Source organism: Streptomyces sp. NPDC040405, assembly GCF_055595765.1.
Map to the genome: position 1 here is coordinate 1528083 of NZ_JBVIVI010000002.1, position 13741 is coordinate 1541823.

At 70.3% G+C, this 13741-nt stretch carries 6 protein-coding genes; 4 read left to right on the forward strand and 2 right to left on the reverse strand.

All coding sequences use genetic code 11. The features are described 5' to 3' along the window. Nucleotides 1–169: 169 nt before the first annotated feature. Both ACZ59A_RS14110 and eccCa read right to left on the reverse strand, forming a co-directional pair. On the reverse strand, nucleotides 170–1282 hold the full coding sequence (locus ACZ59A_RS14110; protein ID WP_470957748.1) for a hypothetical protein: 1113 nt from the start codon (nucleotides 1280–1282) through the stop codon (nucleotides 170–172). A gap of 25 nt (nucleotides 1283–1307) precedes the next feature. Continuing rightward, the gene (gene eccCa / locus ACZ59A_RS14115) at nucleotides 1308–5261 is read right to left on the reverse strand and encodes a type VII secretion protein EccCa (RefSeq protein ID WP_470957751.1); all 3954 of its coding nucleotides are present in this window, start codon (nucleotides 5259–5261) and stop codon (nucleotides 1308–1310) included. Nucleotides 5262–5391: 130 nt separating this feature from the next. Here eccCa and eccD point away from each other — a divergent pair, with 130 nt between their 5' ends. The 4 genes from eccD to ACZ59A_RS14135 are packed head-to-tail and all read left to right on the forward strand — an operon-like array spanning nucleotide 5392 to nucleotide 13694. Then, nucleotides 5392–6900, forward strand: coding sequence for a type VII secretion integral membrane protein EccD (gene eccD, locus ACZ59A_RS14120; protein ID WP_470957754.1), 1509 nt, complete (start codon nucleotides 5392–5394; stop codon nucleotides 6898–6900). Nucleotides 6901–6939: 39 nt separating this feature from the next. Beyond that, nucleotides 6940–9384, forward strand: a complete 2445-nt coding sequence (locus tag ACZ59A_RS14125; protein WP_470957757.1) for an outer membrane protein assembly factor BamB family protein — start codon at nucleotides 6940–6942, stop codon at nucleotides 9382–9384. Between the two features lie 24 nt (nucleotides 9385–9408). Beyond that, nucleotides 9409–11538 carry an outer membrane protein assembly factor BamB family protein gene (locus ACZ59A_RS14130; protein ID WP_470957759.1) on the forward strand — a complete coding sequence of 710 codons (2130 nt, stop codon included), beginning with the start codon at nucleotides 9409–9411 and terminating at the stop codon, nucleotides 11536–11538. Between the two features lie 5 nt (nucleotides 11539–11543). Further along, nucleotides 11544–13694 (forward strand): protein kinase domain-containing protein, encoded by a 2151-nt coding sequence (locus ACZ59A_RS14135; protein WP_470957762.1) that lies wholly within the window; start codon nucleotides 11544–11546, stop codon nucleotides 13692–13694. Nucleotides 13695–13741: the final 47 nt, after the last annotated feature.

The following is a 13741-nucleotide window of genomic DNA, read 5'->3' on the forward strand; positions in this document are numbered from 1 at the left end:
CGCAGGAAAGTCATCCAAAAAAGGGAAGGGGACTGACCACTTTAGGAAAAGAAATTCAACCAAGAGTTTAGAAAACACCACCTTTTGATCTTGTTGGGGGGGGGGGGGGCAACCGCGGGGCGGTTCCCCACCCCCATTTTCTCAGTTGGCCGCCTGCCCCTGCGCTCCCTTACGGCGTCTGGAGTCCGCTGCAGCCGTGGAGCTTGGCGGACTGCTGAGCGAACGCCTTCAGCGCGGCCCGCTCGAACGCGGGGTCGGGCTCCTTGAGGGAAGGTTCGGCCTGCGTGCTCCAGGAGAGTCCCGACAGGGTGTAGAGACCCGTACCCAGGCCCTCCGGGCAGCGGGCATTCCCGTAGGCGCGGTGGGTTTTCGCGTCGGCGTCCGAGTCCTCACCAGCGCCGAGGGAATCGTGGAGCTCGAAGCTCGATGATTTGTAGCGCACCCCCTTGGCGAAGCTCCCGTAGAGGGCGGTCAGCCTGTACACCGGCTCGCCTTCGGCGTTTCTCAGGTAGCAGTCCTCCGCTGGGGACGTCGGGTCCGCGGGGGCTTCCGTAACCGACTCCAGGTCGCGGCGCTTGAGGTCCAGCTTGGCCACCGCGGAACAGGTTCCCTCCGCCTGGGCGATCGGCGTCGGGTTCCGCAGCGGGTTGGGGGCGATTTCCTTGATGGCATCGCCCGAGGGCGCGTCGCAATTGAACTTCTCAGCCGCGCTCTTCGCTATGCCGCTCGTCACCCGGGCGAAGACCGCACGGCCTTCGCCCGGGTTCTCGGGGTCGAGGAGGTCATCGAAGGAGAAGGTGCTGACGAGCAGACTCTCGCCCTTCTTGTTGCGGCATCCCAGTTCCATGCCGCCGTACAAACCTTCATCCGACACCACGGTGCCCGGCCACCCTCGCCCCATGGGGACGGCGGCACCGCCGACCGTGGTGAGGAACTCGTGCTTGATGGCCGAGGCTATCCGCTCCGCCTGCGAAGCCCAGTGCAGGTCCACCGTGATGGTCTTGCCGCTGTCCGGGTCTTCCACATAGCAGTTCGTGATGCGCCCTTCGTCGCCGCTCGGGAAATACCGCGTGGTATCCGACTCGGCGCGGACGTGGTTGGTGCCCAGTGCCGTGCGGACTTCGTCCTTCGGAACGATACCTCCGCAGGCCTTGTCCAGGGACCTGCCGTCGTGCCACTTTGCGTACCCGCCGGTGAAGTAGAAAGTTCCACCGGCGGTAGCCAGCAGGCACACGGCGATTGCCGACCCGATGCTGAGCCGACGCTGTACAGAGATTTTCACCGTGGTGTCTCCGGGACCAGTTCTGTTACTGCTCGGGCAGCCAGCCCACCTGGGTGAGCGGAATTCCCCTCTTGCGGGAGACGAAGTAGCCGCGGCCGGGGGGCATGGGGCGCGGGCGGACGCCGCCGAGGACGTCGCCTTCACCGGGGTCTCCGGACAGCACCATTCCCTGTGCGCCGAGCTCCTTCACGCGCTGCATGAAGGACTCGAACATCGAGCGTGAGGCGCCGGCCGAGCTGCGGGCGATGATGAAGCGCATGCCGACATCGCGGGCGAAGGGGAGGTTCTCGGTGAGGACGGCCAAGGGGTTTCCGCTGCTCGTGGAGACGAGTTCGTAGTCGTCCACGATGACGAAGAACTGGGGGCCGCTCCACCAGCTGCGGTCCCGCAGCTGCTGAGGGGTGATGTCGGGCTTCGGGGCGCGCCGTTCCATGAGGCTGTTCAGCGCGCCGGCGTGGAGTTCCAGTGCCGAGGCGATCGGCGCGTATTCCAGAAGGTGGCTGTCGGGGATGACGCCGAGGAGGGAGCGGCGGTAGTCGCCGACCACGATCTTGGCTTCGTCCGGACCGTACCGTTCGGTGATCTGCTTGGCGATGAGGCGGATGAGGGACGTCTTGCCCGATTCGCTCTCACCGAAGATGACGAAGAAGGGGTCGGTTTCGAAGTCGACGAAGACCGGCTCGAGGTTGTTCTCGTCGATACCGATCGCGATGCCGTGCTGCGGGTATTCGAAGCCTTTCGGGAGTTCGTCGGCGCGGAGCTTGCGCGGCAGCAGGCGGACACGGGGAGCGGGCGGGCCGGACCAGGCGCCGCCCACGGCGCGGACCATCTCCGTGGTCGCGTCCGTCATGCCATCGGCGTCATGGCCGGTGTCGATGCGCGGCTGGGCTCCCATGAAGTGCAGCTTCTCGGGCATCTGGCCGCGGCCCGGAACGCCGGCCGGGACGTTCGCGGCGACCTTGCGGTCGAACTCCGAGTCCATCGTGTCGCCGAGGCGCAGTTCCAGACGGTTGAGGAGCTGGTCCTTGAGCGACGCGCGGACTTCCATGTTGCGGGAGGCGGTGATGACGATGTGCACGCCGTAGCCCAGGCCGCGGCCGGCGATGTCGCTGACGATGCCTTCGAGCATCTCGTACTCGGCCTTGAAGTTGGCCCAGCCGTCGATGACGAGGAAGACGTCGCCCCACCCCTGGTCGGCGTGCTGCCCGGCCGCCCGCTGCCGCCGGTAGGTGCTCATGGAGTCGATGTTCTGGGCGCGGAAGTACTCCTCGCGGCGTGCCAGGACACCGGCGACCTCGGCGACGGTGCGCCGGACCTTCTCCGGATCCAGGCGCGAGGCGACTCCGCCCACATGCGGCAGGTCGGCGATGGTGCTCAGGCCGCCGCCACCGAAGTCGAGCCCGTAGAACTGCACCTCGGCCGGGGTGTGGGTGAGGGCGAAGGCCGAGACCAGGGTGCGCATCAGGGTCGACTTGCCGGACTGCGGACCGCCCACCACCAGCATGTGGCCGGCGGCTCCCGAGAAGTCGCGGTAGAGGATGTCGCGGCGCTGCTCGACCGGCTTGTCGATGAGGCCGATGGGGACGACCAGCCCGCCGGGCCGGGCGTAGTCCGCCGACTGCAGACCACGCTCCGGGGTCGTGGCGAGGGGCGGCAGCAGTTCGTCCAGGGCCGGGGCCTTGTCCAGGGGCGGCAGCCAGACCTGGTGGGCCGGCTGTCCCTGGCCTTCCAGGCGGCCGACGATCACGTCCAGGACCGTTTCGGCCAGCGCGTCGTCTTCCTGCTGGGCCGGGGTGATCAGCGCCGCGGGGTCGGGCGTCGTGTACGTCACGGGGACCGCGCTCGCGGTGAAGAGCACCGGCCGCCGTTCGACCGGCAGCGATGTGCCGTCCAGTTCGGTGCGGGTACGGGTGCGGTAGGTGCCCGAGACGTACGCCGCCTTGAAGCGGGTCATCTCGTCCGTTCCGAACTTCAGGTAACCGGAGCCGGGCACGGACGGCAGGTGGTAGGCGTCCGGTACGCCCAAGGCCGTACGCGACTCCGAGGCGGAGAAGGTACGCAGACCGATGCGGTAGGAGAGGTACGTCTCCAGACCGCGCAGCCGTCCCTCCTCCAGCCGCTGCGAGGCCAGGAGCAGGTGGACGCCCAGCGATCGGCCGATGCGGCCGATCTGGATGAACATGTCGATGAAGTCCGGCTTCGCCGTCAACAGCTCGCTGAACTCGTCGATCACCAGGACGAGTGACGACAGCGGCTCCAGTGGGGCACCGGCGGCGCGTGCCTTCTCGTAGTCATGCACGTTCGCGTAGTTGCCCGCCGACCGCAGCAACTCCTGACGCCGCTGAAGCTCGCCGCTGATCGAGTCGCGCATACGGTCGACCAGTGTCAGGTCGTCCGCGAGGTTGGTGATGACCGCTGCCACATGGGGGAGTTCGGACATCCCGGCGAAGGTCGCGCCGCCCTTGAAGTCCGCCAGAACGAAGTTCAGGGTCTCCGACGAGTGGGTCACCGCGAGACCCAGCACGAGGGTCCGCAGCAGTTCGGACTTTCCGGATCCCGTCGCGCCGACGCACAGGCCATGCGGGCCCATACCCTCCTGGGCGGCCTCCTTGAGGTCCAGCATGACCGGTGAGCCGTCCTCCGTGATGCCGATCGGCACCCGCAGCCGTTCGGCCAGCGAGCGCGGCCGCCAGGTGCGGGACACGTCCACGGAGCCCGCGTCCCCCAGCCCCAGCAGATCGGTGAAGTCGAGGTTGGCGAGCAGCGGCTCGTCGTCGTCACCCCCGCCCATGCGCAGCGGCGCGAGCTGGCGCGCCAGCGCCTCCGCGGCCTCCGAGGACAACACGTCAGGGGTGCCGTCGTACGCCGCGACCTGCGACAGCAGTTGCAGCTTGCCCGGGCGTACGACGACCGACAGACCGCCGCGCGGCTCGTCGAGCTCGCCCGCCACCACCTCGATGATCGTCACACCCTGCAAGCCTTCGGGCGTTGCGAACGTCGAGTCCGGCGGCACGATCCCACCGTCCAGTACGACCACGAGCTGCGGCTGGTCGAGGGCCGGCTGGGCGTCCCGGCTGAACCGGCTGCGTCCGTCCAGACGGCCCCGGAGCAGCTCTTCCAGCTCGGCCAGCGAGTCGCTGAACAGGCGCCGTGAGCCCGCCCCGTCGACCGCGCCCATCACCTGCGCATGCGGGAGCCACTTCGTCCACTCCCACTGTTCCGCCGCCCCGCGGGCGGCCACCACGGCGATGACCAGGTCCTCCGGCGAATGCAGCGTGGCCAGCTGCGCGATGAACGCCCGTGTCGCCCCGTGGACGTACTCCGGCGTTCCGGACACCGTCATGTGGTAGAAGGCGCGCAGCGAGACGGCCATGGGCATGCCGTCCAGCGACCCCTGCGTCGCGAGGAACTTCTGCATCGCGCCCGCCGTCAGCGGTTCCAGGTCGTCGACCGTGGCGGTGTCGGGGGCGACCAGGGGTGTGGCGAGCTGCTGTGGTCCGAGTCCGATGCGTACCTGGCCGAAGTCCTTGTCGGTCAAGCGCCGTTCCCACACCCGGCTGCCCTCGGCGACGACCGCCCAGAGCTGTTCGGGGGCGGGGTGCAGGTAGTACTGCGCGTCACGCTGCCGCCGCGCCGTCTTCCGCACGGTCCTGCGGGTCTGCGCGAGGTACTTGAGGTAGTCGCGGCGCATGTCCGCCATCTGCCCCTGGGAACCCCGCCGGTGCCGCATGATCATCGCGATGGTCATGCCGAGCGTGGAGAACATCATCATCACGCCCATGATCTTCATCATGGGCTGAGCGCCCGGCATGAAGAAGTAGACCATCGACGAGCCCATGCCGAGCGTCGGCAACAGCTGCATCAAGATGCCCTCTTGCTGCCCGCGCGGCAGCTCGGGGGGTGGTTCGAGGCGGAGTTCCTCGGTCGGCACCTCGGGCGGCAGAGCCCGCGGCTGGCGCTTGACGACGACCTGGCTCACCGGATCCCTCATCCCTCCGCGCGGCGGGACAGTTCTCGTCCGACACCCCCGTGGCGACGGCCTCCCTCCGCGAGGGGCGATCCTATCGACGTATGGGCAGCACGGCCCGGGTAGGGTGGCCGCCGCGCGCATGTACGAGCGAGGCGGAAGACTGAACGAGGGGGACCTGAAAGTGAGTACGTCCGCTACGACCGGCTTCTGCAGAGTCACGGTTGTCGCTCCCGACAGCCGGATCGATGTCGCCCTCCCCGAGGACGTCGCCGTCGCCGACGTATATCCGGAGATCCTGCGGCTGACCGGTCAGACCCAGCCCGCGGGCGCCCCCACCGGATACCACCTCGTGCGCCGCGACGGTACGGTCCTGGACAGTTCCCGCTCCTTGACGGCCCAGCAGGTTCTCGACGGCGAGCTGCTGTCCTTGCGTCCCTTCGCGGAGTCGCTGCCGCCCGCCGTATACGACGACGTCTCGGACGCGATCGCCTCCGCCGTCACTCGCGACCGGACCCTGTGGAACGACCAGCTCCTGCGAGTGTCCGGTCTCTTCGGCGGCTCCCTGCTGATCATCCTCATGGGCTTCGTGCTCTGGTTCGCCGACCCCGTCAAGCACGACATGCACGGCCTGCCGGGCATCATCGCCGCGGCCGTCGGCGTTCTGCTGACCGCGCTCGCCGGTGTACGGGCCCGGGTGTACGAGGACCGCGCGTCCGCCATCGCGCTCGGGCTGGGGGCGCTGCCCCACCTCATGATCGCGGGATCGGGCCTCCTGGCCCTCGAACCGAACGCGGGGGTCGGCCGTCTGCAGTTCCTGCTCGGCTGCGTAGCCGTGCTCGTCGGGTCCGTCGCCCTCGTCGTCGCCATGCCGGGCGGTGACGCACCGTTCGTCGCGGCCGTCTTCGCCTCCAGCGTCGGCACCGTCGCCACGTTCTGCGCGATCCTCACCGAAGCCGGGCCCACCGGGACGGCGGCCGTCTGCGCCGTCGTCGCGATCGGAGCCATCGCCTTCCTGCCGGGTCTGTCGGCACGCGTCGCCCGTCTGCCCATCGGATACGCCGCACCCCACTCGGCGACCGACGAGAGCCTGGACCCGAACACCGCCCACGCCGCGGAACCCCTCGATGCCGAGCGCGTCGCCGCCCAGGCCCGCCGCGGCCACGAGATGCTGCTCGGCCTGGTCGGCGGCTGCTCGGCCGTCGTCGTCGGTTCCGCCGCTGTCCTGGGATTCTCCGACAACATGTGGGGGCAGCTGCTGGGGCTCGCGTCCGGCCTCGCGATGCTGCTGCGCGCCCGCCTCTTCCGCTACACCACCCAGGTCGCCGCCGTCCTCGGCGCGGGCCTGGTCTCTCTCGCCCTGCTCGTGCTGGGGCTGTCCCTGAACCCGCCGGCCGACGCGGTGCTCAAGCTCGTGACCGAGAACGACCGCGGTCCGCTCGACATCCGCACCATCTGGCTGGCCGCAGCCGTCACGGCGGGCGCCGGACTGCTGCTGGCCATCGCGCTGATCATCCCCAGGGTGGGAGTTTCGCCCTTCTGGGGCCGCCTCTCCGACCTCGCCGAGAGCGCCTTCCTGCTCTCCCTCGTTCCCCTGTGCCTGGCCGCGCTGGACATCTACAGCACGGTGCGCGGGCTGACCAGTGGCTGACGGGCGGCGTCGTACCCGCGGCTGCCACGGGGGGCGCAAGTGGAACCGCTGAGCCAGGACGATCCGCGGCGGCTCGGGCCGTACCATGTGATCGCGAGACTGGCTCCCGGAGCGGGCGGGATCACCGCGGCCGCCCGCCAGTTCATCGCGCGCGGCGTGGACGGGGCCCGCACCGTCGTGGTCACCACACCACTCGCGGAACGTGTGGACGACGCCGCCCATCGGGCCCGCTTCCTGGCCGAGTCGGAGAGTGCGCGCCTGCTCGGCCGCGCCCGGCCGTTCCGCTGGCTCGCCCCGGTGTCGGAGGTCTCGGACACGGCCGGCGAACCCCCGTGGAGCGTGTCCCCGTACCGCCCGATGCTGCCCCTGCCCGCCGCGCTGGAGGCGTGCGGAGGCCCGCTCCCGGTCCGCACCGTGCGCGCGCTGGGCGCGGCACTCGCCGAGACCCTGGCCGGAATTCACGAGACGGGCGCCGCGCATGCGGGGATCGCGCCGGGCACGGTGTTCATCTCGGACGACGGCCCCCGGCTGTCCGGGTTCGGCGCGGTACGGGCCGCGGTTCCGGAAGGCGGCGACCGGAGCGATGTACCGGGGCTTCCCGCGGACGCGTTGCCCCCGGAGCAGCTCGCGGGCGGGCGGCCGCGCCCCCTGGGGGACGTGTTCGGGCTCGGCGCGGTGCTGGCGTACGCGGCGACGGGGCAGTTGGGGCCCGAGGCGGACGCGCTGCCGGAGGAGCTGCGGGACACGCTGAGGTCATGCCTCGCCCCCGACCCGGCCGACCGGCCGACGGCGCAGGGACTGCTGGACGAACTGATGCGCGGCGTCCGCGCCCCGGCCGCCGCGCCCCCGTCAGCAGCAGCGCAGGCGCCCGCGGGAGCGATGCCCACGTTCGTGGACGGCGCGGCGGCCGGTCCGCCCGCGCAGGGCGGCGGCCCGGGGGCGACCGCGCTGGACGGCGGCGTGAGCCGGGCCGTGAGCGCGCTGGTGCCGGGCTGGCTCCCGGCGCGGCTGGTCGTCGCGCTGGCGGAGCAGTCCTCGGCGGTGCTGGCCGCGGAGACCGAAGCGATGGCGACGGAGAACGAAGCGGCGGAGACGGCGCCTTCGGAGGAAGGGGCGGCAGCGGCCGGGACCGGCCACACGTCCATGCCCGAGCAGACGACCGCCGGTCGGCGCGGCACGGTCGGCATCCCGCATCCGCCGACCCGGGTGCCCGGCCGCTCGGACACCGCCAAAGGCACCGGGGCGCGGGGCACCGCCCGCCCCTCCCGGCGTTCCCTGCTCATCGGGGCTGCCGGTGGCACGGCGGGCATCGCCGCGGGAGCGACCGTGGCGGGGGTGGCGACGGCCGGGGACACCCCCGCACCGCCCACTCCGGCCGAGCGCCTGGCGGCGGCGCACCGCTCCCGCCGTCGGCTCACGGGTGCCCCGCCGACCCCGCTGTGGCGATTCGACGCCGACGGCACACCGCTTGCGTATGCCCCGCCCATCTGCGCGGACCAGACCACTGTCATCGCGACCGGCGAGGGCGTCACCGGGCTGGACCTGCGCACCGGAAAGCGGCTGTGGACCAGGGACGACGTCCGCGCACGGGGGCGGCTCCGGGCAGTCGGGAAGAACCTGGTGCTCATCCCGGGCACCCGGATCGCCGCTCTCGATCCTCGTACCGGAGACATCGAGTGGGAGCCGGAGGAACTCCGCTCCGGCGGCCGGACCCCGTACGCCGCCCTGCTCGCGGCGGAAGGCGGCATCGTCTGGATCGCCGCCGAACGCCAGGAGAGGGACGGGGCCGACAGCCGGGTCCTGATCGCCTACGACCTCACCCGGGGCAAGGAACTGTGGACCAGCCCGCTGCCCGGCGGCTTCGATCAGGGATACCTGATGAAGGACGTCCTCGTGGTACGGGGCAAGGAGTTCATGGCGTTCGACCGCACCCATGGGGCGCGACACTGGACGCGCTCCTACAAGGGCGTGACGGTCGGACGGCCGGTGGCCACCGACAGCGGCGACACACTCATCGCCTCGATCAGCTCCGACCTGTGCGGCTACGACGTGGCACGTGGTGGCGGGCCCTCGTGGACCGTACCGGCGAAGGGCGAGGTCTCCTACAAGCATCTCGCCGACTTCGGCCCACCGGTCGTCCACGGGGACACGGTGTACGCCACCGATGGCGCCTACGCGGTCCACGCGCTCTCGGCAAGGACCGGCGCGGTGCGGTGGCAGCGCGTCTACGGCTTTGTCACGAAGGCGGTTTCCGGAGCGCGCACGCCCGATACGACGGTGAGTCCTTCCGGGCACACGGTGCTGATGAGCAATGACGTGGAAGTCGATGCCATCGACGCCGACGACGGCACCCTGCGCTGGCGCTTCACGGACAGCGGCGCCGCGGGAGCCAAGGGGATCGTGGCGCGTCGCAGAGTCGCCCTCACAGACGAACTGGCCGTCGCCATCAGTGGAAAGAGCGTCTATGCCCTGCCGCTGCGTTGAGCCGCGGACGTCCTGGAGGAGTGAATGAGTGTGCAGGCGGCCGAAACGGCGCGGCTCGGCCCGTTCCGTATCGTCGGCGCGGCCGATGCCCACGACCGCTTCGACGGTGCGCGTCGCCGTATCGCCCGGGACGATCGCACGGGCCGCATGGCCGTGTTGATGCTGCCCGCCGAAGAGCTCGCCGAGGACCCGGGATACCGGGTGCGGTTTCGCGCGGAGGCCGAGAACTCCCGTCGGCTCACCGGCTTCTGGGCGGCCCAGGTCATCGATATCGCCCCGGCTCATGAGGACCTCCCGTGGGTCGCCTACGACTGCTTCCCCGCTCTGTCGCTCGAAGAGGCGCTCGCCGCCTCCGAGGGGCCGTTGCCCGAGCACACCGTGCGTGCGCTGGGCACGGTCCTCGCCCAGGCCCTCGCCGGTTGGCATGCGAGCGGGCTGGTGCACGCGGGCATCTCGCCCGCGACCACCCTCCTCATGGCGGACGGTCCTCGGCTGACCGGCTACGGACTGGTGCGAGCGGCGGCGTTGGACGGCTCGGAGCGCGCCCACCCTCCCGGGATCGACCCCTTCACCCTGCCGCCGGAGCAGCGGGCGGGTGGCCGCCCCCGCCCGGCCGGAGACGTCTACGCGCTGGGCGCCGTGCTCAGTTACGCGGCGACGGGACGCGCGGACCTCTCGTACGAGTCGCGTGCGGCACTGCCGGAGGGGATGGGCCGCCTCGTCGACGCCTGCCTCTCGGCTGATCCCGAAGCGCGGCCGCAGCCGATCACCGTGGCCCGCGAACTGCGTGCGTCCTGGTCCGCGGGCGCCTCGGGCGGACTGCCGCCCTCCGTTGTGGCAGCCCTCGGCGAGCTGGAAGCGGCGTATCCCGCGGAACCCCCGAGTGACGACGCCGAGACCGCGGCCGATCCGCGCACGGCGGCGCGGCCGGGTCCCTCCCGGCGCGCCGTGATGGTCGGTGCCCTCTCCGGTGTGGCCGGACTCGGCCTCGGGGCGGGCGCGGTCGCCGGTTGGCGGGCGGTGGGGGAGGAGACGGGACCCCGCGCCACGAATCTCCGAGGAATCGCGCCCGCTCCGTTGTGGCGGCATGACTTCGGCAGTGAACTGCAAGAAGACCCGCTGCTCTGGCAGGGAAGGCTCGCGCTCGTCAACACGGCCCAATCCGTGACCGCTCTGACGCTGCGGACCGGCAGAGTGCTCTGGTCGCGCAACGATCTCTATCCTGATCCCCTGTCCACCATCCTGCTGCTCGGCAATGGAACGTTCATGTCTCCGGACACCTCCTCCTTCTCCGCGGTCTCGCTGAGCACAGGCCGGATCAAGTGGGCGGAGAGGCGGTACAACGGTGTGGAAGCCCCTTCGGTCTTCGCGTATCTCGCGGCCGACCAGAACACGCTGTGGTGCCTGATCAAGGGGAACTCCGAGGAAGGGTCGGCAGCCGACGAATACGCGGTGGTCGCCTATGACCTCAAGAAGCGCAAGGAGAGATGGCGTACTCCGCTGCCCGAAGCGTTCCGAGGCGACGATAGTGACACCGTCGCGTTCCTGCTCAAGAGCATGATCCTCATTCCCAGGAGTCGTGAGATCTTGCAGGACGGGCCCGTGGCCTATCTGGCACTGGACCGCCGCAACGGCCGGAAGCTGTGGACCCGGACGTACCGTGGGGAAGACTATTCGCCCGAGTCGCGTCTGGTGACCCCTGGGAATCTGCTGATCACCTGCGACGACGACGGCATGAGGGCCCACGACATCGTCAGCGGCAAAGAGCGCTGGCGGGCCAGGACCGGAGGAACGCCGCCCGATGCAACACCGGTGGTGCACGGGCATTCGGTCTACTTCACCGATTGGGACGCCATCACCCACGCCGTGGACGTACGCAGCGGAAAGCCACGATGGCGGCGCCGAAGCCCGGTGCCTCTCAACTCCTCCCGGACCTTGGGTGAGACCGCGGTGAGCCATGCGGGCACCACCGTGTTCCAGTCGACTGAAGCCGAGATCGAGGCGTTGGACGCGTCGAACGGTGCGCTGCGGTGGAGGTTCGCCCTTTCTGACACAGGGCAGGAGACTGGCCTTTCCAGCCGCGTCGTGGGCACGGCACCCGGCATGGCGTTCGTCCTGAGTGACCGTGTCCTCTACGCGCTTCCGGTGGACTGATACCGATGGTCTCCCCTCTCGCACACGACGACCCGCAGGCCATCGGCCCGTACACCCTCATCGCCCGGCTCGGCAGTGGAGGGATGGGCACGGTCTATCTCGGGCGTTCGGCCAAGGGCCGCACGGTGGCGCTGAAAACCGTGCACGAGCACTTCGCCGCTCGGACCGAGTTCCGCACCCGCTTCCGTCTGGAAACCGACGCCGCCCGGATCATCGGCGGGCAGTACGGCGCCGAAGTCGTCGATGCCGACTCGCTCGCCCCGACGCCGTGGCTGGCGACCGAATATGTCCTCGGCCCGCCACTCGACGAGGCGGTGGTGTTCTGCGGTGTGCTGCCCGAGTCCGCCGCACGTGTCCTGGGCGCGGCGCTGTGCGACGCACTCGCCCAGCTTCACCGCTCCGGCGTCGTGCACCGCGACCTCAAGCCCTCCAACATCCTGCTGACTGCCCTCGGTCCCAAGGTCATCGACTTCGGTATCGCCCGGGCAGCCGGGGACGACCGGCTGACCCGCACGGGTGCGACGGCCGGAACGCCCGCCTACATGTCACCGGAGCAGGCGATCGGCGGCGAACACACGGCGGCGGGCGATGTGTTCGCGCTGTCCGCCGTGCTCGCCTTCACGGTGAGCGGCAGCCCGCCCTTCGGCAGCGGACAGCCTGCCGATCTGCTCTACCGGGTCCGGTACGCGGAGCCCGACCTGTCCGGTGTGCCGGACGGACTGCGCCCGGTGCTGGCCCGAGGTCTGGCCAAGGACCCGGAGCAGCGCCCGGATACGACGGAGTTCAGGACGCTGCTCCATGACGGGGGAGGGGATTTCGCGGAGCACCTTCCGGACGCCGTGCTCGCGGAGATCGCGCGCCGTGCGGCGGCGGTGTGGGAGGCACCGCCTCCCCGGCTGCCCGCACCGGATGCCGACCTCACGACCTCGGCAGCCGAACCGCGGCGACCGCGGATCGGGCGGCGCAAGCTCCTCGCCGCCGGAGCCGTGCTGGCCGCCGGTGGCGCGGCCGGTGCCGCGTACTGGCTTCGCGACGACCGGGCATCCGGGCGAGGCAACGACCGGGCAGGTGCGGCACGGCGCTCCTCGGGAGGAGCGTCCCGCATGTCGTGGAAGGCGTCCGTGGGCGATTTCGGCCAGGAAGCCGATATGTGCACGGTGGGAGACGTCGTCGCCATGGTCTCCGCAGATGGGCTGTACTGCCTGGACGCGAGGACGGGCAAACGACGTGGTGTGAACGAGCAGGTCACCAGCGCCGTCGTGTCCGATGGCCGAGGGCTGTTCGCCCTGGACAACGCCGATTACGAAAAGTTCCGGATCGTCCCCGTCAACCTCACCACGGGGGCTTTCGGGACCCCGATCGCCGAGGTTCGCCGCTTCTCGACGAACATAAAACTCCGGGCGGCGGTCGGCCGTACGTTGGTCCTGGAAGGCGAGACACGTGACGGCTGGCAGCGCATCGCCGTCCATTCCCGGACCGGCAAGGAGCTGTGGCGCCGTCCGATGACCGAGCCGGGCGACGTAGAGATCACCGTCACCCCCGCGGGCTCCTCGCTCATCCGATCGGAAGGCGAGCACGTCTCCTTGATCGATGTCCGCGACGGCACCACCCGATGGACGACGAAGATTCCCGAAAAGGAGTCGGGTGGGCTCTCCCCGGGGGCACGTCATTCCTTCTCGGCGGACCATCTGTTCATCGGCACATGGGAGCTCCTCGCACTGAGGCTTTCGGACGGCGAGGTCGCGTGGAGCTTCGGCAAGGGCAGGAAGTTCGGCGCGAGTTACGAACCAGGTGCGCAGCACTACGGTCCTCCGGTCGTCAAGGACGGGGTGGTCTACGCGATGGAGCGGCTGAAGGGTCTCGTCGCCGTGGACGCAGGGAGCGGTCGCCTCCTCTGGGAGGAGAAGGGGAACGACGCCCTGGCGTACGACTTCTCGGCCACTCCGGCCGTGGGCGACCGGTACTTCTATGCCTCGCCGAGCAGCGACAGCCAGTGGATCGCCGCGATCGATCTGCGGACCCACCGGGTGGCATGGACCTTCTCGAGCCCCTGGGGCGACGTCGGCGGCCTGTCCCCGGCGATCACGGCGATTCCCGAGGCCCGGAGGGTCGTCGTCGTGCGCGCTGTATCCGTATGCGCCGTCCCGCTCGAATGACCTGTCCCGCCACCATGGCCCCCGTTCCTCGTAGCTCCCACCGACCA

Coding starts and splice junctions, on each gene's coding strand:
- eccD (WP_470957754.1), top strand. CDS start 5,392: ATGTACGAGCGAGGCGGAAGACTGAACGAGGGGGACCTGAAAGTGAGT.
- ACZ59A_RS14130 (WP_470957759.1), top strand. CDS start 9,409: ATGAGTGTGCAGGCGGCCGAAACGGCGCGGCTCGGCCCGTTCCGTATC.
- ACZ59A_RS14135 (WP_470957762.1), top strand. CDS start 11,544: ATGGTCTCCCCTCTCGCACACGACGACCCGCAGGCCATCGGCCCGTAC.